This window comes from Vibrio sp. MOR3 (assembly GCF_001557775.1).
GTDB classification, from domain to species: domain Bacteria; phylum Pseudomonadota; class Gammaproteobacteria; order Enterobacterales; family Vibrionaceae; genus Vibrio; species Vibrio jasicida.
The window spans coordinates 57317-81053 of record NZ_LNRD01000006.1; the positions used below are offsets into that span (position 1 = coordinate 57317).

A 23737-nucleotide genomic window follows, 5' to 3' on the forward strand; every position below is an offset into this window, starting at 1 on the left:
GTGTGCTGCTTTTTTGTGTTCTCAAAAGACTATTTAGCCTAGTGAACGTTTTCTCACATGCGCTTTAGCATATTAAGGGTAATGTTTGCTGAGTTGTCGGCCGTTGCTTTTTTAAGATCTGAATAGACAACATCTGCCGAGCCATCTGCTTTGTCTGAAATCGTACGGATAACCACATAAGGTACTTTGAACGCATCTGCTACTTGGCCTAACGCCGCACCTTCCATTTCCACAGCCATTGCGTTGTATTCTTGGTAGATGCCCGTCACTTTCACTTTGCTTGCAATGAACTGGTCACCAGATGCGATAACGCCACGGTAAACACTCTCTTTGCCAAGCGTATCAACGGCTGCATCAAATGCGTATTTTTGCAGTGTTTTATCTGCGTAGAAGTAACGCTCTTCGTAATCAGGCAGTAGACCTTTCGGCATATTGAATGCGGTTAGATCAACATCGTGCTGAACCAAACGTGTAGAAACCACGACATCTAACGGGTCCAATTTAGGGTCGCTAGCACCAGCAATACCCGTAAAGATCAGTTGGTCAACGCCGAAAGATTCAATCAGAAGAGTGGTCGTCATTGCTGCATTGACCTTACCTACGCCAGATTTCGTCACGACAACGGTTTTGCCCTCAAGCTCGCCTGTGTAAAAACGATGGCTACCAATTTTCTTTACTTGTTGGTTTTGGATTTTTGGCAATAGCGCTTCAACTTCGACATCCATCGCACCGACGATACCGATGGTCGAACCTGCAACGGAAGGAAGTGAGTACGCAGCAAGCATTAGAGCAAGAGATTTCTTCAACATGGGAATCCTGAAATGTAATACGCGCCACCAAAGTGTGACGCGACGCAAATTATACAATACATTCCCAAGGGAGCAATCGTTTGCATCAATCAACTAATACTGATTGATTAAGAAATTCTCAATTAATGAGAACGACTTAGCCATTTTTACTTTTCAAAGGAGTAACCACACGATCTTTAACCCGGATCGTCGGCATAAAATAATCGCAAGCTGCACGGTTCGCATCCGTTGGATGACCCCAAGCCCCGCAAATATCAGCGCTGCTCTTCTGTCTCGTAAACTGGCGACATTGTCCGCATCGATAATTCATAACTCTTCCTTGAGTGATTTAATCCTGTCGATCAATTCTGTAGAGAATTACGCTTCATTCAGTGCGGCTTCTACCGCGGCCTTAGCGTGAATCTCTGTTGTATCGTAAAGCTTCACTTCTGTGTGTTGAGGTTCAACTAACATCGCAATCTCAGTACAACCAAGAATGACCGCTTCAGCGCCCTCTTCAACTAACTTATTGATAATGGCGAGGTACTGTTGACGAGAATCCTCAAGCACTTCTCCTTTGCACAGCTCGTTATAGATAACCTCATGAACAATCGTTTGATCATCTGAACTCGGTACGACGACATCAACACCAAATTTATCGATGAGTCGCTGCTTATAAAAGTCTTGCTCCATGGTAAAACGTGTACCAAGCAAACCCACCTTCTTAATGCCATCCGCCACCAGCTTCTCAGCGGTCGCATCAGCAATATGAACAAGCGGTACATTGACAGCTTGCTGAATTTGGTCCGCGACTTTATGCATGGTATTAGTACAAATCAGAATGAAGTCCGCCCCGCCTGCTTCCACCGATTTTGCCGCTTGAGAAAGAATCGTGGCCGTGTCATCCCATCGACCTTGATGTTGAAGGGTTTCAATTTCGGCGAAATCGACACTGTACAGACAGACTTTTCCTGAATGTAAACCGCCTAAACGCGCTTTCACTTCACGGTTAATGATTTGGTAATAGTTCGCGGTAGACTCCCACGACATACCACCAATTAGACCTATCGTTTTCATTTTCTTCCTTAATCGACGTGTACTTGAAAATCTTCACTGTAAAAAGCATCGAAGACCATTTCAATATCTCTTGGCAAAACTCGGCTTTGTGAAAGTGGTGGAATCTTATGCTGCGCGAAGAAATCGATTTCCGAAACTTCAATGTTCTCTTTAGGCTCACCAGAAACGTATTCGCACAAAAAGAACATCTTATAGATGTGGAATGGATAAGGCGGCTGATAGTCATGCATCGCTCTGTCACGAATCGCAATCAGTTTCGGTTTTGCTACCACGAGGCCAGACTCCTCCAACACTTCGCGCACCACCCCATTACTTGGCGTTTCACACACGTCAGCCCAACCACCAGGCAACGTCCACCCTCCGTCTTCGCGCTCTCTTACGAGAAGTATCTTGCCATCTTTTATCACCCCAGCACGTAGGTCGACTTTGGGCGTAGGATAACCCGTTTCAGGGATAAACAAGTTTTGAATATCGGCAACTGACTTATCGCTGATGTCAGCAAACATCTGATGAGCGATGTCTTCGACCATTTTGAATCGTTCTAGATCGTAAGCATCTTTACTGTATGCTTCCCCTGCTTGAGCAATTGCCTGGAGCTGCTTTGCCCAATCTAACCACTTCGACATACACTTCCCTTTTTTCAACTTACCTTTGCAGAAACTAGCATAACCAACTGAAAGCAAAGTTTATTTTTGATCAAGTTTTCGCAAAGTATTTATCCGCTATATTTTGTTCACAAGATAATTCGAATATTTTCGATATTTACAATTCAATCAAAAATATTATTACTCGTCACAAATATTATTTATGGAACTTCATTTATTAAACACGGTTCTTAGCGCTGTATTTAATCGAAGATATTCACTTAATGCGACGCGATCGACTTCCGTCGAGACTGGTGCATTTATTATTGGATACCAGTTAACAGATTCCGCTTCTAAACTCTGAATATCACCTTTCCAATTGGTCACCACATAATAGTGAATCAATTGCAGTTCTGTAGTTGGGTGATATAAAGAACATAAATAACCATATTGAAGTGGCTTGATATTGAGCTCTTCTTCCAATTCTCTAAACAACGTTTGTTGTTGCGTTTCGTTAAACTCCATATGACCGCCGGGTATTGCTATTGCCCCAGGGTCAGATTCCTTGTCCTTTGCTCTAGTTTCCAGCAACACTTGATCGCCCTTAACTAAGATAAATGAGACACACTCATGCACTTCCATCTTCATCGCCCTTTGATAACAGTTTTATAGCAAACTAACATAAATCATTTCGATGATGTGAACAGCAATAGTCAATAAATTGACCACATACAACAACCTAGCTGCACGTTTAGTTGAATATGCAGAATTAGGTATTCGCTTAATCTATCAATTGTCTGTAGCCGGGTAATGATTTGTTACGACTAGGATCACAGTCTAAAAAAATTTTGCACAATGCTAAGTATGAAATAAATACATTGAATTCAAACGGTATTTTTATTTCATTTATAATTAAACGACGTTTTATTAGCACCACTGCTTAGTAAATCACGGTAAACACAGTTTTATTAATTACCCAAATCGGCTAGTATTTGTCTTGAAGATTTTTAAAGTCATCGATTAACCTCTCAATGTTGATTAATTTCAGCGAGTTAGCTGGCAGAACTCTACCAAATACCAAAAATGGTTCGGTAATACGTGTCACTACGCATAATAGGAAACGTTGAGAATAGAATTAAATTGATGTGCATGCTGTATTAACGACTGCAAGACGCAATCGCTGAATTTGCTACACCAAGAGTTTTATTTAGTACAAATGAAAAAGCTATTTTTATTATTGATATGGACATCGCTCTCTGTTTCGCCATTTGCCTTTGCTCATCACTCTGGCACAAAAACAGAAACCAAAGCCACTCAACAACTGGTTGAAAAAGCCTATAAGCAGGCCAATCTAAGCGGAGTCATTGATTACAAATTATTCAATGATGCATTTTTGGCTTACAAGAAAACCCCAGATCGTAAGAAATCGCTTCTTACTATTATCGACTACAGTAAACCATCTACTGAAAAGCGCTTTTATGTGGTCGACTTAGATAAAATGAAGCTGATCTTCAACACCTATGTCTCTCATGGAGTGAACAGCGGTAAGAAAACAGCAACCAAGTTTTCGAACGTCGTAAACTCTCGTAAGACGTCTTTGGGTACATTCTTAACTGACACGACTTATTATGGCTCTAACGGTTACTCACTTCGTCTTGACGGATTGACATCAGGCGTGAACGATAAAGCACGTGAGCGCTATATTGTGGTTCATGGCGCAGACTATGCGAACCCTTCTTTTATCCAAAAGAATGGGTATCTTGGCCGCAGTTGGGGATGTCCAGCCCTACCACAGAAACTCTCACGCAAAATCATCGATACCATTAAAGGCGGCAGCGTCATTTACGCAAGTGCTTAGTCGTTGTTTATCTACCTTCAAGAAAGGGAGCGGATTCGCTCCCTTTTTTATGACCAATAAAAAACTGTTCATCTTCTCAGCATCTGGTTAGTATACGCAATCATTGACCTCGTGCGTTCCCCTTTACCAGTAGCACTAGGTCCATTAGGTTTCGTTTTGGTGAGGTTGTAGGGTTCGTTTTGCGTCATCTATTTCGTCTTATGCTGTTATTGTCACTTGCTCTATTCTCAGGGCAAATGGTTGCCGCACACGCACATGATATTTCGACTCAGAATTTCAATACATCACAAAAACTCGCTAAGCTCAGTCAGCAAGATTACGCATCGCTAAAAGCTCCTTTTCTTGAAAAGCATAGCGATAGTTCCTGGGGGAAAGACGGTTACTTTCGCTTTTTAAAACGTGATTTTCTTGGGCTATTGCCTTGTCGAAGAAATTCGGGCGATGACGGCGAGTTGCCATTAAAGATCAAACCTGACTACCACTTACTCGTCGCGTTTTTGTCTCCGCCGTTGTTGGCTATCGCATTAAAAGCAACGCCTCTCCCAGATGATAATGCTTTAGATGGCAAACTTCCTTTTCACCTATCAGGGTGGAAACAAGCAAACTTGTTGTACGTTTTCAAACACGGCCGCGAATCTATGCTCGCCGTTTGACTTCACTGACTTAAAGAAGGAATGCGTCAGTGTTAGCCAAGGATGATCTCATCTATCCATTGAATTAACTCGAGATCCTTACAATGAAAAGATTCGCAATCACCGCCGCTATGGCTTTAGCACTTGCTTCATTCACAACATCAGCAAGTGAGACATCAAAACCAGAACAAATGACTAATGAAGCGCTTCTAGAATGTGCGAACGCTTCGAATGCTCGTAATGCCGTGCCAGAGCATAGAGCGATGTTTAGACACTATCTCATGGCTGAGCGCGGCTATACATTCAGCCAACTTTCTTCTGCGGAGACTGAGTTCAAAGCACAAGGCATGGATGAAACGAAGATGGAACAGTTCTACAAAACTGAGTGTAAGGAAGCAGGCGAATACCTTTACAATATCGGTTACTGATTCGCGCTCGTTGCAAGCAATGTAAATACAGAAAAAGGCGCTGTGATAGCGCCTTTTTTTGCTTTTCAAATTTCTTACCAGAACAATTATGGCAGTTGTGGAGTTGTTTTTGATTTGCTCCAAGCCTTGCGAACTTTTACCAACACAAAACTCATGATAGCGATGGTCAATGTAATCACAGGAGCAGCCATTAATCCCATCGTCACAATCTTGTTGAGCTTTTCTGGTAGTAACGGCAACAGCAACCCTAAACCACATAGTAACAACGTCCACAAGATGGCACTCAGCCATGCAAAGTAATGGAATTTACTCACGCGATTCACGCGAAGCCCCATCATCAATGGAAGTAAAGAGCGAACTACAGGAATAAAACGTGCACAAAACAGTGCAATCAATCCGTGTTTGCCTAAGAGCACGTCAACTTGTTCCAAACGTTTCGCTGGCACAGCATTCACCCACCCCTGTACTTTCGGCAAGCGATTTAACCACTTTCCTTGCAGGTAGGCTGCCCAACTGCCCATTGCCGCACTCACGACAATCACTAGCATAATGACGACAGGATCTAACACACCTACCGCAGCTAACGTGCCGGACAAAACCACCACGCTATCACATGGAAATGGAGCGGCTGGAATAAAGCCACTTTCTAAGAAAATAAGTGCTGCAACAACAAAGTAAATCAGCCCTGCACAGCCTGGGGCCATTAAAGCCGTGAAATCTTGGTGCCAAAGCGCAAGTAACACCTGAACAATTGAATCAAACATAAATACTCCTAAACATCATAACGAATTTGCGAAAACAGACGATTAGGCACTACCTCGCATGCATGAAGCGGTAAATCAGGTTCGATTCTTGCCGACCTCCAATTCGATACTTTGAACGAGGATAAATAGTTCGTAGGATTGGGGAAACAAAGGCCGAAAGAAAACGATTCGTAGACTCTGTCGATACCGTTAACCAACGCGCGGGCAATACATCGAGCTCATCATTATCTGTGGTCGAATTAGAATGATTAACTCGCAATGCATTGCGGCTGAGTAAACTTGCCGTGACTTTGCGCCTTGGAGAGAAAGGGACTTCCTCAAGATGGGCTTCACCTTTGGTAAGAGAAGAAGTAAAAGCAATCGCATGGGAAAGTTTTGGTGACGGTTGCTCCTGACTCAATTCAAAAGCCATCAGCGCAACAAAAAGCCCTAACACACAGACTAGGTAAGCACGCACAGAATTCACCTAAACCACAACGATACGCTGTTTTAACTCCATGCGTGCCAATTTGCAATCTAAATTCTCAATCGATAATAAAAAGAGAGTTTTGCAAACCTTTGCTAGGGCAATTTGATGTCCATTTAACCTTTATTTAATAGTCGCTTAATCTTTACCATACGGGTAATTTTCAAACATTTTTGTCACTTCTTCCGAAATCAATTCTTCACGTTTTTCAGTGCTCATCGACTCCGTAAGTTTACGGCTTGATACCCCTTTCCATACCACTTGATTCGCTTTGGTATCGACTAACTCCACCACTAACTTGCCATACTTCTTTTCTTTGTAACGCTCAGGACTTGAGGTTACAACGCCAAAACTGTTCCAGCCGTAACCCACACTGAAAGAGGAACCAGAAGAAACGAGCTCCGATTCTTTGATGATGTCGTGGTGCACATAAAGGTCACCACCATTTTTTACTTGTGATAACCCTTTCGCTTCCAATTGAGAAGCAAGACCTTGCTCAATACGACGAGCATCTAGGCTTGTTGGAGCCTCTGATTGTTCTCCAAAATCAAACGTTTTGTAGGATGAAAAATCCGCTTGTTTATCGACGTCGGTCGTCACGGTTGTACAGGCCGTTATCATAATTACGAAAGACGCCGCCAATAAACCTTTCCACATACTCATTCTCCTCTCTATTTTGCCGTATTTATCGGCCTTCATTTATTGCAACTGGGAAAAAATTGAATCATTTCAACATTTAGTCTTGACCATGATTGCCAAGTGTTCAAATTCGAGAAACAATAGAAAGCGAGAACAGACGAAAATTCTGCCCGATTGAGTTTAAGAAGAGCGCTCCGCCACGACTGTAAAAGCAACAAATCGAACGCTTTATAGGCAATTTGAGAGTTATTTACGCATTGAGCAACCAATTGATCAAAAAAGACTTTTCTTTTGTCGTTAATGTGGCATATTGGAACTGTCCTATCGATGCGCGGGCATCGTATAATGGCTATTACCTCAGCCTTCCAAGCTGATGATGCGGGTTCGATTCCCGCTGCCCGCTCCAAGCTTTCCCTTAAGCTAGTCTTTTTCTCAGATTTCCAAAACTATCCTTTAAATTCGTACTTCACTGCTATCATGCTGCGGCTGTAATCGATCTCTTGTATTTGCTACCTAAAACTGCAGGCATAAAAAAGCCCCTGCAAAATACAGGGGCGTGTCTTCGTTATAATGTTCCCCATATCTTTGGGGTTAATCCAACTGAAGTGTCGTGAACGTGTCGTTTTTCAGCCCGCCACCAGCGCGTTTCTTCATGGTGACTTCGACCGATCGCTTCCCTTCATTGACGCGATAACGTATTGCTTGAGCGAGGTATTTGTCATTTCGCTTCAAGTCTTTAGCGTCAATCTTTAACGTACGATTTTGACGATTTACCGTGCAGCGGTAATCCCAATCATTTTTACCATTTTTCAAAGCCAGCAAAATACGATGACCTGACGTTCCCGCCGTTTTAATCCCGCGGGGCTGCTTATCTATCGCCAGTGCTAACCCTGCTTTACACAGCTGATCGGCACTAAAAGCAGTTGCTGCGTATGTGTACCCAGAGCCGAGCATAGCGGCGGTCATTGTTACAATTGAGAAAACTCGATTAAATGTCACCGTCCGTTCCTTAAAACTTACAAAACACCGTACGCATTAAAACAACATTACCAAATACTGTCAAGAATAAATAGTATGGCGTTTAGTTAATCATAAGAAACGGCTATTCCAGGGTGTCAGACGGAGGCGCAAACAAACACCGCCAGCGCTGACGCCAAGATAAATTAGGACGAGTCACTTCTTTGAACATGTCTTTCCATTCCGCAAACGTCACGGTAATAGGATTAAAGCTGTTAACAGGTTTTGAGATGCCATAACGAACCGTTTCAACTTCTGGCTCGAATGTACCAAACATGCGATCCCAGATGATCAGCACGCCAGCGTAATTTTTATCGATATATTGACGATTCACACCATGATGAACACGGTGATGAGATGGCGTATTGAAGACCCATTCTAAAGGACCAAGAGAACGAATCGACTGGGTATGAACAAAGAATTGCAGACCGAGATTAAGCAGAACAACAAACACTACCCACTTAGGATCAAAACCAATAATGACCAGTGGCACCCAAAACAACCACATGCCGGCCAATGGGTACATCAGGCTTTGACGAAATGCGGTACTGAAGTTCATGCGCTCTGAACTGTGGTGCACCACGTGTGCCGCCCACATCCAACGGATACGATGACTTGCTCGGTGGAACCAGTAATAGAAAAAGTCTTGCAAGACCATTAGCAGTAGGAAGGTAGAAACCGTCATCTCGATATCAAACAAGCGCCAACCAAACCACCATAAGTACAACTTGGCGATAAGCAGCCCTGTTAAGATATCTGTCGCTTGATGAAGCCCAGCCAATACAAAGTTACACACCACTTCGGGTAAGTAATATCGGGCACTCTCAGGTAATCTTCCACCACGCTGTCCAAACCAATACTCTGCGGCAATGCACAGGAGAAAGATCGGTGCGAGCAACATCAATAATAAATCAGGGTGTTCAGTAATTCGTGACCATTCCATCGTCTCTTCCTACCACTTCGCGTAGTGATCTTCGGTGAGTCCCATCACCTCATCAAGTTCGTGTTTAATGCCATTGCCATCAATCAAATAGCCAGAAAAGTAGCCGACAAACTGACGAAAGTTACTCTTCAAAAACCAGAAATTCTTTTTCTCTGAGCGCTGATTTTTAGGTTTGAAGGTCAAGTCGATGCGCTTGTCTAGTGACGTAATTCGCCATGACGCTTCTTGATGCATACGAGAAAAATCGAATTGTACAGGTGGCATCAAATGCCGTTCACCATCAATCCAAATCACGTTTTCACAATACCCGGTTTCGTTAACTCCAGCAGCAAAGTTCAGCCCTATCCGTTTACCTTCACTGTGATGATTAATGCTCGCCCATCGCCAACTGGTTTCCCGCCGCATATACCCAGCAGAGAAGTCATACCCAGCGACTGCGTTGGTTAGATCTTGTGGTTGCCCTTTCACACTCATTTCACCTTGGACAGCGAGCACGTTGTGCTTTTGGGTGTAGGTCCAACCTGAATACGCGGTTGGCGTGCAGAGCATCAAAGGCAAGCTTTCTGACTCAGGTTTTAACCTCAAGTCAGCTTGAATAAGGTCTGTTGAAAGCTGTATGTGCCAGAGTCCATTTTCAATCTTGAATTGAATGGCATCATTAGCGAGATAGGCTTGACTGTTCCAACTTGAAGGCTGTGTTTGATAGCCCATGTTGAGCGGCTTTAGCCACTGCTGCTCCACCAGTTCATGGGTTTCTGCGTCAAACACATAGCAAAAGCCAGATGCCAAATAGCGAATATCGGCAATCGCAACACCAATGATGTATTTCTCTGTCACGATCGAGACAAATTGAAACTGTTTGTAATCAAAGCGCTTACGCCAACTTGACGCAGGACTGTCCATTTCATTGAGGTATCGGAAGAGATCAAGTTGTAGCGATTCAGGTATCGCGTCTAGGTGACCAAATTGAGGTAATTCATTCGCTTGAATAAAGGAATTCAAAGGCGTTTGCACATCCATGCTCGCTATTAATCAATGACACACCATTCGATATTAACATTAATTTAACAACAAACAGTTTGCGCCACTGCACAACATTGGTTCAGTTCTCGGCTTCAAATGAGCTGAAATGTGAAACCAGTCACTCATATCGAGCATAAAATACCGTTTATTAGAGCTTTCAGCTAAATCAAAAGCGACGAAAAGCAAAGCCATTTTGGCACTCTTTCATTTTGAACTGAAATGACGAGAGAGTATCGCGGCATTGAGTGTTTTAAATGATTTCAGTCGTCACTTCCGTTTTCACCGAGTTCGCAATAAAACAATGCTCGTGTGCCATATGATGCATTTTTTCTAGCTGCTCGCGTGTTGGTTGTTTCTCACCTAAAAACACGACTTTTGGTTTAAGCACCACTTTGGAAACCCATTCCTTGCCATTTTCGCCAACAGCAAGCTCACCTACCGCTTCATCGATATAAGCATCCACAACATAACGACGCTTTGCCGCTACAGAAAGAAAGACCAGCATGTGGCAACTCGAAAGTGCGGCAATGAAAGCTTCTTCTGGATCAACATTCTCTTCTACCGAAAACGGTAAAGGGACAACATGAGGAGAGGGAGACGCGGGTACTTGTAATCCTCCATCAAACTCCCATATATGGGCACGGCTATACTGGTTGTCACTGAAGATTTCATCAACATTGCGCTGCCATTTAATTCGTGCGGTGTGCTGGCTCATAACGGCTCCTTGTAATCAAGAGTCCTCAGTAAAACATACTCATAGATTCAGTCACAACCTAAATGAGGGGTGCATAAAGTATTCATATCACCTGATTGGAATCATTGATTTGCGCTCTCGATTTTTCAATCAAACGTTGACCTTGATGAACATTGACCTGCAACCGGTTAATCAGTTTTTGCAACTGTTCAATCTCAGGGGTTTGTCGATTCTTTACCTGCGTTTCAATTTCTAATGCTTGATTTGCCAAGGTATCAAGCCCTAGGTTCAATGCCATGCCTTTCGTTGTATGCAAGGTACTATGAAGTGAATCTAAATCTTCGACCATAAAGAATTCAATGAGCTCATCAACGGCGGCTTCAAAATCGCAAACGATGCTTTTCAACAAATCCATCAGCGCTTCAGGCTCCTCTCTCAAGATCTCAATCGTCTCTGAGTGGGTAAGCTCTTCCTCTGTTAAGCGCAGCTTTTCGATTGGCTCGCGATGCAATTGAACGACATTCTCGGATTGTTCAGCCTCCCCAATTGTTTGAACAGGTAAACGTGAAGAAAACTGCTTCAACGCATCCGTAAAGCTCTCACGCTGCAACGGCTTGGTTAATACATGGTCAGCACCGGCTTCAATAAAGTTATCATGAGCCTCTCTAAATACATCGGCGGTGTAAGCAAACAATAAAGTCCTCACCCCTAGATTTTCTCGGATGAAACGCGTGGCTTCGATACCATTCATTTCTGGCATATGATTGTCCATCAAGATCAGGTCATATTGGTTTTCTTGTGCTTTCTTCGTCGCTATTAAACCGTTTTCAGCGATTTCTACCGTATGCCCTAACTTCTCACAAAAACCTTTTGCGACAATCGCATTAACCCGATTGTCTTCCGCCAACAATATACGAAGGTTGCTTTTGCTCTCTCCCTTCGACTCCTCCTTCGCTTGCTCTGGTTGGAGTACCGACTTTTCTTCCCAGGGAATAGGAATATCAACAAGGAATTGGGTGCCTATTCCCTCAACGCTCTTGATTTTGACTTCACCGCCCATAAGTTCGGTGATTTTTTTCACAATCGCTAAACCAAGACCTGTACCACCAAACTTACGAGTGGTAGACGTATCAGCTTGCTCGAAGGAGTTGAAGATGCGATCTTGCTTGTCTGCGGGAATACCTATGCCCGTATCGTTCACAGAGAGCACCAGACGCCTTCTTTCTTGATCCAGCTCTGAACGAATCAATACGTGTCCGTCATGAGTAAACTTCACCGCATTACCCGCCAAATTAAATAAGATTTGGCGAATACGGGCACAGTCACCTTGAAATTCGACCTGATCGGGCACTTCATTTTCAATAAACAGCTGTATGTTCTTTTCTTCAATTAGAGGCTGGATTGCACTGCATACTGGTGTTAAAACTTGCGACAGATTAAAAGGAGCCTCTTCCAAATCCAGCTTATTCTCTTCTACTTTGGAAAAGTCCAAAATATCATTCAGAATGGTCATTAAGTGCTGGCCAGAGTCAAGAATGACCTGAACGTGCTCTTTGGTCTTAGGCTCTTGAGTCTCGCTCGCGATGATCTGAGATATTCCTAAAACACCATTCATCGGCGTTCTCAACTCATGACTCATGGTTGCCAAGAATTGTGATTTAGCTTTTGCTGCACGTTCCGCTTTATCTGTCGCTTCCGTTAAATCATCATTGAGATGTTTGAGCTTATTCACACGGTGTTGAGTTTGCAGCACAAACACCGCCACGAGTAAGACGATAGAGAGCAAGACAAGAAACCACGTCAAACGTGCTTCACGCTGAACAAATTCCAACAGTTGATGCTCGGAATACTCAACAAATTCAAAATAGTGACCTTCTAATATTTTGTTGGTCAGCAACTCAATCTTACGTTCACTTTGACGTAGACGATTCAAAAATAACGATATGTTCTTACTTTCTGGGTTGTCCCCTTGCAACGCAGCATTAGTAAGAAAGTCAAAGTAGTGTTCTTCAAGCCAAACGTCCTGAGTATCCGCCCCGAATTGATCCTTATAAATGTTGTGTAGCGCCAGCAGTTCATATTGATTGGCGACCTGAACCCCTATCAACATATCCAGTGTCTGGGTGGCCTCACGCACTTTTCCATCAAACTGAACAAGGATATTTTTGACTCTGTTCTTTGTTGAGGTGAAATTAAACCAAATAGATTGTTCAAAATCTTCACCCAATTGCTCCGCGGCAAGTTCCAACTCGACGAGATTTTGCGTAATCTCGTAGTCCTTCCTTGAGCTGGTCTGGTAACGATTAACGACCGTGTCCCGCTCTTCAATTAAGTGATGACCAATCTCAGACAAAGAAGCATGTAGAACTTGAGTATTTTTGGAGTTCACATGAGTCATGTACGCTAATACCATCATGACGGCAATGATCACAAAAAGTAGTACGTTAAGTATTCTGAACTTACTCATTTTCAAACACCTCCAAAATCGAAGGCCTTGGGGCGGTTAATGCATTGAGAAACGCTTCGATGTCTGCCACCTTTTCATCACTCATGGTCACGCCTAACTGAGTTTGAGACATAATCTGAATAGCATCGGAGAGTTTGTCGACTTTGCCATTGTGGAAATAAGGGCTGGTTTGGCCGACGTTTCGCAAGCTCGCAACACGGAAATAGAACTTGTCTTCTCCATCAGTAGTCCTTAAACGACGTCCTGTGTCTAAATCAACATCTGGCGTTTGGAAGTAAGTAAACCGTTGAATCATCGCACCACCGATGTTTTTACCTTGGTGGCATTGCACACATCCTACTTCTTGGAAAGTTTGCCATCCTCGAATTTCCTGCTCATCAAGGGCATGGGAATAACCTAGTAGATAAGAATCAAAAGGCGAGCTAGGAGTTTGTAAAGCTTTCAGGAACTCAACAATCGCTCCTTTGATGTTTCGTATGGTAATCTCTCGCCCATCCGCCCGTTTAAACAATGCGTTGTAGGTTGAATCACTTTTCACGTATTGCTCAATGTCCTTCCAATTCGAGTCCATTTCTAGCGGGTTTAATACCGGCCCATCGATTTGCGCCATGAGTGAATTAGCGGTACCGTCCCATAAAAAGCGATAATTAAGAGACGCATTAAATACAGTAATAGAATTGCGAATACCTAAACCGTTTACACCAGTTGAAACCGCACTAGGTTCCGCGCCATTCGTTTGTAAATCATGACAAGTTTCACAACTGATTTGACCATTAGAAGAGAGCTTTGGATCACGAAAAAGCTGCCAACCAACACGAGCAAAATCCATATCGATACTCGGCTCTCCCTCAATCGGCTTCACCAATTGTAAGTCTTGTTTAGCTAACGTCCCGCCCGCATAAAATGAAGCGCTGATTAATGCTAATAAACATCCACACACCCCTTTAGTGGTAAGCCTTTTATACATATTAAGAGTATCCTTACCCAGCCCCTTAATATGAACTTAGTTGCTTTTCCGTTTTTTTCCATTACTAGAGATAGGGATATTGAGCCTGCCCTCATAACCCATTGATTGTTTGTACCCCCAATACCTTTACTTACCTGTTAGGCAGTATCAAGCGTGCGTTGTCGACAAGATAAACAACCTTGATTGGATGGATTTGGTGAAAACCTATACTATCCGTTCCCCTTTCGGTTTGAATTTCGTGATCGGACACACAAAAATAGTGAAAAAAATCGCATCGATTGCAATGTTACTTTTTACCCTATCGTTCAGTGCATTAGGCAGTGATTTCCTTACTCTGGAAGACAGGAAGTTTCTCGAAACTCAACAACGAATAAAAGTCGGCGTTTTAGAAGGCGATTGGCTGCCTTATTGGGGCGATCTTGATTCAAAAGAAGGCATCAACATCGAATATGCAGAAACCATGACGCATGATTTGAATGTGGAAGCCGAGTACGTTCCCTACCGAACCCTTAATGCTTTGTTCGATGCGCTAGAAGCAGGAGATATCGATCTCACTGTTGGCTTTGTCGCAACTAAAAAACGTGCCGAGCGCTTTTTGTATTCTGCCCCGATTTTCCAAACCCTTCGCTTGGTTTGGCTCAGAGACATCGAACTAGAGAGTAAACCTCTACACGAATTAAAGTGGGTATGTGTAAAAGACTCCAGCGCTTGCGACCAAATCGAAGCTTTGGGATTCGAACACGTTCATACGGTTCGTAATACCATGATGATGACTACATCTTTGAATACTGGCGCAGCCGATGCTGCAGTGGTTGGTTTATCGACCTTAAACTCTTATGGATTTAAAAACCCTAAAGGCGAACTGATCGGAAAAGTGGTTTACGATAGCGCTTTGGCGCCCGGACAAGTTACGATCTTTACGGCGAAACAGTCTAAACAGTTGATGTCGATCGTTTCCAAGTATATTTCACACTCCAAAGAGTCTAAACACAGCCGGGTTCATATCGAAGCCAATATCAATATTCTACACAACGAATTAATGCTCGATATTCTAGAACAGCAGCAAGGTCATCAGACGGTTCGTTACACGATCCAAGATAATGTCTATCCCCTTTCTTATCTAGATCCGGAAACAGGTCAAATTAAAGGCTATGTTCATGATTTGCTAAAGTTAATGGAGCAAAAGAGCATGATTAAATTTGAGTATGTTCCACCTAACGGTCGTGATGTGGATTTGATGTTGGAGGAACGTATCGTCGATTTACTCCCTGCTCGTAATATTGCGTTAACCGACAAGAAGCGCTTTATCACGACAAGATCCTTGGGCTTTCTACAATACGGCTATATTGAGTCACTCAATTCGTACGCACGTGATGCTGTTGCGATTTTGGACCGCTCAGGTAATTTTTATCCGCACTTTTTAGATTACTCCTCTTATGAGTATTCATCTGTGTATCGTGATTTCGATTACCTAATGGAAGCCTTCGAAAATGGTGAGGTTTCGCACGCCTTCGTCAATCAAAACTTAATCGACAATCATTTTTATGAAGGACAAGGGGTCAAGTTCAAAGCTGCAACGCCGCCCATCGATATTCAACTAAAGATAAAACTAGGCATGGAGTTACGAAAAGACTCAGAATTTCTGCGTCGAGTCTTAAATACCGTCTTAAAGATCACCACAGACGCAGAGTTGGAGCAATTGAAAGATCGCCATAACAAGGTGACAGTGAATTACGGTTTTGACAAAGAAATCGTAGCGATTTGGGCGCTGGTTGGCACATGTGTTTTGCTGCTTGCCGCGATCATTTACATCGTCAGAACTGGCGAACTCACGCGAAAGATTCGCCGCAAGGAATATGAGACCCAAATCCGACAACGTCAAAACCAATGGCTGTCTTCGGTTCTGGACCATATCCCAAATATGATTTTGATTTCTGACGACGACCATAAACAGGTACTGGCGAATAAGCCGTTCCTTAATATGCTTAATCGTTGTAATTCAGACATCAGCATTGCGGAGCCTGAACGCGCTTACTTTTTGAAGCAGTTAAAAGACAAGGAATACCCATTGTCAGATGCGTCAGGCACGCCTGTTTTTCAATTGGGGAAACAGCACTTCAGGGTTCGTCGCCAACACCTAATTCATCCGTATGATGGGGTGCAATATCAAATGACGGTATTTGACGATATTACTGAGTTAAAACAAAAACAGTGCGCGCTTAAAGAATCAAACATCAAAGCAATGCAAGCGATTGAAGCACGAGATCATTTCCTCGCCGTCGTAAGCCATGAGCTAAGAACGCCAATTGCAGCAATGTTGGGCTTAATGGAGCTCCTAGAACCCGAGTTAAAACGACGAGAAAGCAAAGAATTGCTTAGGAACGCCATGCTATCGGCTGAGCGTTTAAAGTTGCATGTGAACGATATTTTGGACTTTTCAAAAATCGATGCAGACCAGTTGCAGTTAGACATTCAAGTCGGAAACAGTTACCAAGAACTTGGGCCAATGTTGCGCAGCTTTGAAAAAGTCGTAGAACAAAAAGACCTAGCATTCCATGTGAAATGGACGCCAAGCCCGTATGCTTTTGTTGAGCTTGATTGGTTGCGCGTCAATCAAATTATGAACAACTTGCTAAGCAATGCAGTCAAATTCACTGAACAGGGCCACATCACGGTCAGTTTAAATATTGAACAAGACGCGTTGAAGTTGTCGGTTTCCGACAGTGGCTGCGGAATGAATGACAGTCAGTTGGCTTCTCTTTTCCAACCTTTTGTTCAAGGAGACAAAAGTGTCAGTCGTCGCTTCGGTGGAACAGGGCTTGGTATGTCTATCGTATACAGCTTAGTCAAGATAATGGCCGGACATATCGAAGTAGAGAGCCAACCCGAAATTGGAACAACGGTATATATCCAACTACCACTGAAAAGCGAGGCACTTGAATTAACCGGACTTGGCCCTGTTTACACTGAAAATGCGTACATTCAGAAATGGCTAGAGTGTTGGCAAGTCACCTTGGATGAATTTGAAATGCGACATCACGAGATCAAAGCTGATTCAAACTACAGCAGCATCTACCCCGACTTGATTCACCAAAAGCTGGACACGAGTTCGATGGTTTACGACGCCCTTGAAGAGCGGCCAGGACAAGACTGGAAGGGACGAGTTTTTGTCGTTGATGATGATGTGATCAACCGATTACTTTTCAAAAGACAGTTTGAACGACTTGGGATTGCCTGTGATGTAGCGAAAAGCGGTACAGAAGCGTTACGACAGCTTTGTGCCATTCACGATGATACACAACAAACGCCAGTCAGTTTGATCATCACTGATTGCCATATGCCAGAAATGGACGGCTATCAGTTAACTCAAACACTCAAACAAAACAACTCGCTGAAACATATCCCTGTCATCGCTTGTACCGCGGAAAACTCAAGGAATGTCGTGGAACGAGCAAGAGAGTTTGGTATAGAAGAAGTATTATTCAAACCTTATAGCTTGGATGACCTACGTGACTTGTGTGAACAATATTTGGCATTGGAAATCACAGAAGAAGCAAGAAGCGCGTGGCTAAGTGCTTATAACCAAGAAGAGAGTATCGAAATGGCTCAAGTGGTTTGTGATGCACTATCTAGCGACATCGAGCTGATTGAATCAGGCAAAGAAAGCTTAAAATCAGTAGCGCATCGTATTAAAGGCTCGGCGGCAGCATTAAATCTCAACCCGCTACAAAACTTGGCCAAACAGTGTGAAACGTTAATTGGCACACCGCAGGAGGTACAGGCGAAACATGCCCTTCTGCAAGAAATGAATTCGATTGTAGCCATCACTAAACAATGGCTAACGCTTTGTGAGAGCAATAAATGAACGTGTTGATTGTTGAAGACGACATTTTACAAGCAACAAATTTAAAGATTTTGGCAAACCGCTTAGTTGACGGACAAGTGAGCCTAGTCCATAGCGGTTCAAAAGTGTCAGAAGTGTGTGCTGGCGGAAACATTGACCTAATGATTTGCGATATTGACCTGCCCGACTTAAATGGTATCAACTTACTCTCAACATTGTCTGAGGAAATCAAACCAAAGGGTGTGGTGATATTAAGTGCGATGAGCAAAGACATTGTCGAGATCACTTACAACATGTGTTTATCCGCCAATTACGTATTTGTGCGTGCCATGACCAAACCCATCTCTTTTGAACAGTTACACGAGATTGTAACTGCATTTCAAAAACAGATGCAGCAATCGGAAGTAAAGCGACCTCAGATTCAACTCAATAATGAAGAGATTGAGCAGGCTTTTAATAACGGTTGGTTTGAAAACTATTACCAACCTCAATACACCACAGACGACAACACGCTGGTTGGTGTAGAAGCCTTGGTTCGCTGCCATCATCCGGTGCATGGCTTGCTTGCCCCTGTTGCATTTTTGGATCAAATAAACCAACGCAACGAACTCGATCGTCTATTTTGGCTCGTGCTTCAAGAAGCACTACGTGATATCGCACATTTGGGTAAAGCGATTCATTTATCGGTCAACATGAACCAGAAATCACTCAGGGAACCTATGAGTGAACGCTTTTTTGCTTTATGTACTGACTATGGCGTTGCCCCTGAACGCATCACCTTGGAACTGACGGAAGATGAAGTTTACGACTCAGGTGTGATCTCGTTGGCCAACCTCGCTAATTTACGTTTACGTGGCGTTGGTTTAGCTATTGATGATTTTGGGACGGGTTATTCATCATTAAGTCAGTTGGCGGTCTTACCGTACACCGAGCTCAAAATTGATCGACAATTTATCAGCAATTCTTTGTCCAATTTCAAGAGCCAACAATTGACCATTTCAAGCCTGCAACTGGCGAAGTCATTGGGCTTAAAATCGGTTGCAGAAGGGGTCGAAGACGAAGATACCTTGCACTACTTGAATCAATTAGGAGTGGACTTGTATCAGGGATTTGTCGCTTCTAAAGCGATACCACTTGAAGCCTTAAAGAAGCTTGTATAACGCCTTTGTTCATTGCTGCTGACGAACCAGCAGCTTTGTTTAAACCATTAGACGATTACATAAAGAAATGAGCAGTAAATCTTTCTCTGAATACAATATCCTGATCGTTGACGATGCGCCTATTGTCGTCCTTACTCTTCGTAACATGCTGACTAAACTTGGCTTTTCGGATAAACGTATCTTCACAGCACGCTTAGCAAGAGGCGCAATTTCGATTGCGCACAAAGAGCACATCGACCTGATCATTTGTGACTACAACTTCGGTCGGGGTATGAATGGCAAGCAGTTGTTTGAAGAACTTAAACATCTCAAATTGCTCAACCATGACACGGTGTTTATCCTTGTTACTGGTGAGAGCTCTGCCACTATCGTGCGTGCCATCATTGAGCTTAAACCCGACGAATACCTGCTCAAACCTTTTAATTCCATAACGCTTAGAGAACGTATTTCAGCCGCAATAAAGCGTAAAGTCACTTTACGCGCACTCTATGAGGCTGAACTCAAAAACGATGCTCGCTCAGGGTTAGAGGCCTGCGATGAGTTAACACCATTTAATCCCGAATATTTCTTCATTATTGAGAAGTTTCGTGCTGACTTTCTAACACGCCTCAAACTACACCAAGAAGCCAAACACGTTTACGAACGAGTGATTGAGCGTAAAGACGTGAATTGGGCAAAGATTGGCTTGGCAAATACCATGGTTGCGCTGGGTGAAGCAGACGAGGCAAAAAGAATAGTACTCGCCTTGTTAGAGGAGTCTCCGAACAACGTTGAAGTCCGCGAATGTGCAGCAAACTACACAATGCTTAACCGTGAGGTGCCAACTGCGATCAAACATTTGGAGCTTGCAAGCAGTTTGGTTGAGGGGAACTCGGAACGTGAACTTGTGATCGTTAACTTGTGCCTTGCAGAGCACGATTATCACTCAGCATTGCAGCACTATCACGCGTACATGGAGATCAACAAAGATACCTATCGCAACAACACATTCTCTAAGCTGAACTTGATCCGAATTTTGCTTTACTGCGTGCGAAAATTGGAAGGCCGTGAGGATTTACTGGCTCAGGCAAAAAGTCTGTTTAGATCCATCACAAATGGCCCAGAAAACAAGGCAATTAAGGACGAATTGGATTTGATTGCCGCGCACATTGCGATTGAGGAAAACCAGTACGTTGCTGCGTTTAAAGTGCTCAGTGATTTGTATCGTCGTAAGCCTTTCGCTCACTTTTATGCGCAGTTTCACCTCACTTGGTTATTGCATGAGATGAACTTCGAATCTGAGTTTTCTCAAGCCATCACTTGGTGTTTTGAAAATCTACAAACTGACTCAAGCGATACGATTCTATCGAGTAAGATTGCCCTTGGTCGCTCTTTAGAAACCGACAACGCGGAGCGCCAAGCTTGGATGCAAGAACAGTACAAAAAGATTCGCGCAGCTGAGCAAGATTACCAAGCTTTGATCGATGCCTTAATTGAACTTCAAGCCCGTTGTCCGCTACTAAGAACCGTGTGTATTAACATCATCAAAGTGCTAACACGTACTTTTCCGAGCAACAGCTCGTCATTAGAGGTTGAGCTGCTGATCAAGCGCTGCGATAACATTGTGAAGCAATTGGTTTCTAGTGAAGAACTTGCGAAAAGCGGTTACGACAAGTTTCTTTTCCTAGCTCAAGATCGATGTCAGCAGATGTCCGTGGTGAACACACCACCTTCACAGCCAGAACTGACAAATTAGACAGCAAAAAGGGGCGCGATGCCCCTTTCATTTCGGATTACAGATTGAAGAAACGGTTAATCCAAGTCACCTCACCGAACGCAATCAAATCGTAGATAGTGAAGAACACTGCACAGATAACGGCAAGCTTCACCAATCGAATCGCAATTAACATCATAATTTCCAACTTATCTTCTTGTCTGAGTGTCGTTGATTCTTCGCAGTTTACTGGTTTTATTACGAACCACAACGCATGGAAACCCAGATTACGTGACAAAGTGTGTAACACAGCGAACGTCCCACCTTTGTACATTTGCTTATACATTTGGGTGCAAAGGATAAATCCATCCTCTCATCCACTCGTATCTATACTTTAAATGGTGTTTTCAAAAAGTCCCAGTGGTAACACAAGGAGGGCTGTATGAAACAGATACGATTGTGGCTTCTTCCTCTACTCTTGTTTGCCAGCCAAGCGCTAGCGAGCACCGTTTGGGTATTGCCTGTAAAAGGTGCGATTGGTCCTGCCCTGAGTGATTATCTGTCGCGAGAGATTGAAGAAGCTCAACAAAACGGCGTTGACCTCGTCATCCTAAAAATGGACACACCGGGCGGGCTTGATAGTTCAATGAGGGACATCATTCACGCCATCACCACCTCTTCCGTACCCATTGCAACTTGGGTTGGTCCATCAGGCTCTCGGGCAGCCAGCGCAGGCACGTACATTCTGCTCGCCAGTCATGTCGCTGCGATGGCAGAAGCCACTAACTTAGGAGCCGCGACTCCCGTTGCCTTGGGTGGCGCACCACAACAGCCGTCTTCAGACGAAGGTAAAGATTCAACAGATTCACAACCGGAATCCACAGAAAAAGCCTCGGACGAAGTCCCTGCCAAAACCGCAATGGAAAAGAAAGTCATTAATGATGCCAAAGCGTACATCAAAGGCTTAGCGCGATTGCACGATAGAAATGCCGAGTGGGCAGAAAAAGCGGTCAGCATGGCGGCTAGTTTGGACGCCACCGAAGCATTAGAACTCAACGTCATCGACTTCATAGCTAACTCGCCCGAAGACTTGGTCACCACCATCAATGGCACAGAGATCAAAGTGAACGGCAAGCCGTTTAAGCTGACGTTAGATAACCCAACTTGGGTGGAGCGCGTCCCCGACTGGCGTGCGGAAATGTTGGCGGTGATCACCAACCCCAACGTGGCTTATATCCTGATGCTCATTGGTATTTATGGCTTGCTTCTAGAGTTTTACAACCCCGGCATCGGCTTGCCCGGCGTGCTCGGTGGGATTTGCCTATTGCTAGCCATGTACGCATTGCAAATGATGCCAGTAAATTACGTTGGTTTAGGGTTACTGCTACTCGGTATTGCTCTAATGATTGCTGAAGCCTTTAACCCGAGCTTTGGCATACTCGGCTTAGGTGGCGTCGTTGCGTTTGTTCTCGGCTCCATCTTCCTAATGGACAGCGACATCCCTGGCTTCCAAATCGCTCTGCCACTAATCATTGGTATCGCTGTTTTCTCTGCTGGCTTAATCGTTATTACCGTTGGCTTGCTTCTTAAAATTCGCAGCAAAAAAGCCACCACTGGGCTAGAAACCTACCCGGGTAAACTCGCCGTTGTGAGCGATGATTTTGTTGATGGAACGGGGCTTGTCCAACTGGATGGTGCATTGTGGCAAGCCAAAGCTGATGCACAGCTCAAACAAGGAGACCACGTCACCGTGGTAACCATAAAAGGGTTGACCCTAACCGTGAAACCCAGTGACCGCCCTAAGGAATAGGAGGCGCTTATGATGCTCTACACTGTTGCCGTTATCGTTGTTTTATTGGTTGCACTGGCAACGCAAATGTTCAAGGTGCTGCGTGAGTACGAGCGCGGCGTGGTGTTCTTCCTCGGTCGTTTCCAAGAAGTAAAAGGACCGGGCTTGATCATATTAATTCCTTTCATTCAACAAATGGTTCGCGTTGACTTACGTACCATAGTGTTGGATGTTCCGACTCAAGATTTGATCACCCGTGACAACGTATCGGTCCGAGTCAATGCCGTGGTTTACTTCCGAGTTGTCGACCCACAAATGGCGATCAACAATATTGAAAGCTACAGCGATGCCACCAGCCAACTTGCGCAGACAACGCTGCGCTCGGTGCTTGGTCAGCATGAACTGGATGAGTTGCTTTCAGAACGTGAACGTCTCAACAAAGACCTTCAATCCATTCTCGACCAACAAACTGACGATTGGGGCATCAAGATAGCAACAGTTGAAGTGAAACACGTCGATCTTAACGACAGTATGGTTCGCGCCCTTGCCCGCCAAGCCGAGGCAGAACGTAACCGTCGCGCGAAGATCATACACGCGACAGGTGAATTAGAAGCCTCTAACAAGCTCAGAGAAGCAGCAGAGATGCTAAACAAAGCACCGAACGCATTACAGCTTCGTTACATGCAGACGCTCACTGAAATCACCACAGACAAGACATCGACCATTATCTTCCCGATGCCGATTAATCTCGTCGAAGCGGTCTCCGATATCGCCAAAGCAGTGAAGAAGAATCAAGGAGAGTCGGAAGAAGGGAAAGAGTAAGCCTAGTAGCCGCTATAGAGGCAAGTAGAAAAAGGAAAAAGGGAGTAGCTGTGTTCTACTCCCTTTACGAATTCAACATTGA

General features: G+C 43.9%; 22 protein-coding genes and 1 tRNA gene. 9 read left to right on the plus strand and 14 right to left on the minus strand.

Annotation, left to right across the window (positions count from 1 at the left end):
- Nucleotides 1-53: 53 nt before the first annotated feature.
- The 4 genes from ATB76_RS13605 to ATB76_RS13620 form a co-directional block, all read right to left on the minus strand.
- Complete coding sequence (locus ATB76_RS13605) at nucleotides 54-809, minus strand: 5'-methylthioadenosine/adenosylhomocysteine nucleosidase (protein ID WP_009704133.1); 756 nt, start codon at nucleotides 807-809, stop codon at nucleotides 54-56.
- 357 nt (nucleotides 810-1166) lie between these two features.
- Nucleotides 1167-1865 carry an aspartate/glutamate racemase family protein gene (locus ATB76_RS13610; protein WP_045423461.1) on the minus strand — a complete coding sequence of 233 codons (699 nt, stop codon included), beginning with the start codon at nucleotides 1863-1865 and terminating at the stop codon, nucleotides 1167-1169.
- Between the two features lie 8 nt (nucleotides 1866-1873).
- Nucleotides 1874-2491 carry an NUDIX hydrolase gene (locus ATB76_RS13615; RefSeq protein WP_045423459.1) on the minus strand — a complete coding sequence of 206 codons (618 nt, stop codon included), beginning with the start codon at nucleotides 2489-2491 and terminating at the stop codon, nucleotides 1874-1876.
- A gap of 189 nt (nucleotides 2492-2680) precedes the next feature.
- Nucleotides 2681-3091, minus strand: a complete 411-nt coding sequence (locus tag ATB76_RS13620; protein WP_045423458.1) for an NUDIX domain-containing protein — start codon at nucleotides 3089-3091, stop codon at nucleotides 2681-2683.
- A 574-nt stretch (nucleotides 3092-3665) separates the two neighbouring features.
- On the opposite strand from ATB76_RS13620, the gene ATB76_RS13625 reads away from it, so the two are divergent.
- From ATB76_RS13625 to ATB76_RS13635, 3 genes are all read left to right on the plus strand, one after another.
- A complete protein-coding gene (locus ATB76_RS13625) occupies nucleotides 3666-4307 on the plus strand; it encodes a murein L,D-transpeptidase catalytic domain family protein (RefSeq protein ID WP_038868002.1) in 642 nt (213 codons plus the stop codon).
- A gap of 179 nt (nucleotides 4308-4486) precedes the next feature.
- Complete coding sequence (locus tag ATB76_RS13630) at nucleotides 4487-4960, plus strand: hypothetical protein (RefSeq protein ID WP_231570854.1); 474 nt, start codon at nucleotides 4487-4489, stop codon at nucleotides 4958-4960.
- Nucleotides 4961-5043: 83 nt separating this feature from the next.
- Nucleotides 5044-5367, plus strand: a complete 324-nt coding sequence (locus ATB76_RS13635; protein ID WP_038880731.1) for a hypothetical protein — start codon at nucleotides 5044-5046, stop codon at nucleotides 5365-5367.
- A gap of 86 nt (nucleotides 5368-5453) precedes the next feature.
- On the opposite strand, the gene ATB76_RS13640 is transcribed toward ATB76_RS13635, so the two are convergent.
- The 3 genes from ATB76_RS13640 to ATB76_RS13645 all read right to left on the minus strand — a co-directional run bounded on the left by ATB76_RS13640 (nucleotide 5454) and on the right by ATB76_RS13645 (nucleotide 7254).
- Nucleotides 5454-6131 carry a DedA family protein gene (locus ATB76_RS13640; RefSeq protein WP_061035476.1) on the minus strand — a complete coding sequence of 226 codons (678 nt, stop codon included), beginning with the start codon at nucleotides 6129-6131 and terminating at the stop codon, nucleotides 5454-5456.
- A gap of 49 nt (nucleotides 6132-6180) precedes the next feature.
- Nucleotides 6181-6588, minus strand: coding sequence for a hypothetical protein (locus ATB76_RS27260; protein WP_080774292.1), 408 nt, complete (start codon nucleotides 6586-6588; stop codon nucleotides 6181-6183).
- 147 nt (nucleotides 6589-6735) lie between these two features.
- Entirely contained in the window at nucleotides 6736-7254 is a 519-nt protein-coding gene (locus ATB76_RS13645) for a DUF4136 domain-containing protein (protein WP_061035477.1), read from the minus strand.
- A gap of 313 nt (nucleotides 7255-7567) precedes the next feature.
- Between ATB76_RS13645 and ATB76_RS13650 the strand changes: the two genes are divergently transcribed.
- Nucleotides 7568-7642, plus strand: a tRNA-Gly gene (locus ATB76_RS13650).
- A 185-nt stretch (nucleotides 7643-7827) separates the two neighbouring features.
- Here the strand turns inward: ATB76_RS13650 and ATB76_RS13655 are convergent.
- The 6 genes from ATB76_RS13655 to ATB76_RS13680 all read right to left on the minus strand — a co-directional run bounded on the left by ATB76_RS13655 (nucleotide 7828) and on the right by ATB76_RS13680 (nucleotide 14347).
- Nucleotides 7828-8235: a hypothetical protein gene (locus ATB76_RS13655; protein WP_038868011.1), complete on the minus strand. Its 408-nt coding sequence runs from the start codon at nucleotides 8233-8235 to the stop codon at nucleotides 7828-7830.
- Nucleotides 8236-8338: 103 nt separating this feature from the next.
- Nucleotides 8339-9196 (minus strand): sterol desaturase family protein, encoded by an 858-nt coding sequence (locus ATB76_RS13660; protein ID WP_039976735.1) that lies wholly within the window; start codon nucleotides 9194-9196, stop codon nucleotides 8339-8341.
- A gap of 9 nt (nucleotides 9197-9205) precedes the next feature.
- Entirely contained in the window at nucleotides 9206-10216 is a 1011-nt protein-coding gene (locus ATB76_RS13665) for a DUF2804 domain-containing protein (RefSeq protein ID WP_061035478.1), read from the minus strand.
- A 253-nt stretch (nucleotides 10217-10469) separates the two neighbouring features.
- Entirely contained in the window at nucleotides 10470-10934 is a 465-nt protein-coding gene (locus ATB76_RS13670) for an OsmC family protein (protein ID WP_042600433.1), read from the minus strand.
- Between the two features lie 82 nt (nucleotides 10935-11016).
- Complete coding sequence (locus tag ATB76_RS13675; protein WP_061035479.1) at nucleotides 11017-13380, minus strand: ATP-binding protein; 2364 nt, start codon at nucleotides 13378-13380, stop codon at nucleotides 11017-11019.
- Nucleotides 13373-14347: a cytochrome c peroxidase gene (locus ATB76_RS13680; protein WP_061035480.1), complete on the minus strand. Its 975-nt coding sequence runs from the start codon at nucleotides 14345-14347 to the stop codon at nucleotides 13373-13375. Before ATB76_RS13680 ends, ATB76_RS13675 begins: the two co-directional genes overlap by 8 nt.
- Before the next feature lie 259 nt (nucleotides 14348-14606).
- On the opposite strand from ATB76_RS13680, the gene ATB76_RS13685 reads away from it, so the two are divergent.
- The 3 genes from ATB76_RS13685 (at nucleotide 14607) to ATB76_RS13695 (ending at nucleotide 21086) form a co-directional block, all read left to right on the plus strand.
- Nucleotides 14607-18212, plus strand: coding sequence for a transporter substrate-binding domain-containing protein (locus tag ATB76_RS13685; RefSeq protein WP_038868117.1), 3606 nt, complete (start codon nucleotides 14607-14609; stop codon nucleotides 18210-18212).
- Nucleotides 18209-19351, plus strand: coding sequence for an EAL domain-containing response regulator (locus ATB76_RS13690; protein WP_038868024.1), 1143 nt, complete (start codon nucleotides 18209-18211; stop codon nucleotides 19349-19351). The genes ATB76_RS13685 and ATB76_RS13690 overlap by 4 nt, the downstream gene beginning before the upstream one ends.
- Before the next feature lie 67 nt (nucleotides 19352-19418).
- On the plus strand, nucleotides 19419-21086 hold the full coding sequence (locus ATB76_RS13695) for a response regulator (protein WP_061035481.1): 1668 nt from the start codon (nucleotides 19419-19421) through the stop codon (nucleotides 21084-21086).
- Nucleotides 21087-21123: 37 nt separating this feature from the next.
- Here the strand turns inward: ATB76_RS13695 and ATB76_RS13700 are convergent, their stop codons facing one another.
- The gene (locus tag ATB76_RS13700) at nucleotides 21124-21390 is read right to left on the minus strand and encodes a hypothetical protein (RefSeq protein WP_102389418.1); all 267 of its coding nucleotides are present in this window, start codon (nucleotides 21388-21390) and stop codon (nucleotides 21124-21126) included.
- A 96-nt stretch (nucleotides 21391-21486) separates the two neighbouring features.
- Between ATB76_RS13700 and ATB76_RS13705 the strand changes: the two genes are divergently transcribed.
- Together ATB76_RS13705 and ATB76_RS13710 are read left to right on the plus strand one after the other, a co-directional pair.
- On the plus strand, nucleotides 21487-22854 hold the full coding sequence (locus tag ATB76_RS13705; protein ID WP_061035483.1) for a nodulation protein NfeD: 1368 nt from the start codon (nucleotides 21487-21489) through the stop codon (nucleotides 22852-22854).
- Nucleotides 22855-22863: 9 nt separating this feature from the next.
- Nucleotides 22864-23655 carry a slipin family protein gene (locus ATB76_RS13710; RefSeq protein ID WP_038880752.1) on the plus strand — a complete coding sequence of 264 codons (792 nt, stop codon included), beginning with the start codon at nucleotides 22864-22866 and terminating at the stop codon, nucleotides 23653-23655.
- Nucleotides 23656-23737 lie beyond the last annotated feature (82 nt).

What these genes read in the sequence shown, in the direction of transcription:
- ATB76_RS13645 (WP_061035477.1), bottom strand. Translation starts at nt 7,254, where the DNA reads ATGTGGAAAGGTTTATTGGCGGCGTCTTTCGTAATTATGATAACGGCC.
- ATB76_RS13675 (WP_061035479.1), bottom strand. Translation starts at nt 13,380, where the DNA reads ATGAGTAAGTTCAGAATACTTAACGTACTACTTTTTGTGATCATTGCC.
- ATB76_RS13665 (WP_061035478.1), bottom strand. Translation starts at nt 10,216, where the DNA reads ATGGATGTGCAAACGCCTTTGAATTCCTTTATTCAAGCGAATGAATTA.
- ATB76_RS13680 (WP_061035480.1), bottom strand. Translation starts at nt 14,347, where the DNA reads ATGTATAAAAGGCTTACCACTAAAGGGGTGTGTGGATGTTTATTAGCA.
- ATB76_RS13640 (WP_061035476.1), bottom strand. Translation starts at nt 6,131, where the DNA reads ATGTTTGATTCAATTGTTCAGGTGTTACTTGCGCTTTGGCACCAAGAT.
- ATB76_RS13635 (WP_038880731.1), top strand. Translation starts at nt 5,044, where the DNA reads ATGAAAAGATTCGCAATCACCGCCGCTATGGCTTTAGCACTTGCTTCA.
- ATB76_RS13625 (WP_038868002.1), top strand. Translation starts at nt 3,666, where the DNA reads ATGAAAAAGCTATTTTTATTATTGATATGGACATCGCTCTCTGTTTCG.
- ATB76_RS13615 (WP_045423459.1), bottom strand. Translation starts at nt 2,491, where the DNA reads ATGTCGAAGTGGTTAGATTGGGCAAAGCAGCTCCAGGCAATTGCTCAA.
- ATB76_RS13620 (WP_045423458.1), bottom strand. Translation starts at nt 3,091, where the DNA reads ATGGAAGTGCATGAGTGTGTCTCATTTATCTTAGTTAAGGGCGATCAA.
- ATB76_RS13660 (WP_039976735.1), bottom strand. Translation starts at nt 9,196, where the DNA reads ATGGAATGGTCACGAATTACTGAACACCCTGATTTATTATTGATGTTG.
- ATB76_RS13690 (WP_038868024.1), top strand. Translation starts at nt 18,209, where the DNA reads ATGAACGTGTTGATTGTTGAAGACGACATTTTACAAGCAACAAATTTA.
- ATB76_RS13670 (WP_042600433.1), bottom strand. Translation starts at nt 10,934, where the DNA reads ATGAGCCAGCACACCGCACGAATTAAATGGCAGCGCAATGTTGATGAA.
- ATB76_RS13610 (WP_045423461.1), bottom strand. Translation starts at nt 1,865, where the DNA reads ATGAAAACGATAGGTCTAATTGGTGGTATGTCGTGGGAGTCTACCGCG.
- ATB76_RS13705 (WP_061035483.1), top strand. Translation starts at nt 21,487, where the DNA reads ATGAAACAGATACGATTGTGGCTTCTTCCTCTACTCTTGTTTGCCAGC.
- ATB76_RS13695 (WP_061035481.1), top strand. Translation starts at nt 19,419, where the DNA reads ATGAGCAGTAAATCTTTCTCTGAATACAATATCCTGATCGTTGACGAT.
- ATB76_RS13700 (WP_102389418.1), bottom strand. Translation starts at nt 21,390, where the DNA reads ATGTATAAGCAAATGTACAAAGGTGGGACGTTCGCTGTGTTACACACT.
- ATB76_RS13710 (WP_038880752.1), top strand. Translation starts at nt 22,864, where the DNA reads ATGATGCTCTACACTGTTGCCGTTATCGTTGTTTTATTGGTTGCACTG.
- ATB76_RS13605 (WP_009704133.1), bottom strand. Translation starts at nt 809, where the DNA reads ATGTTGAAGAAATCTCTTGCTCTAATGCTTGCTGCGTACTCACTTCCT.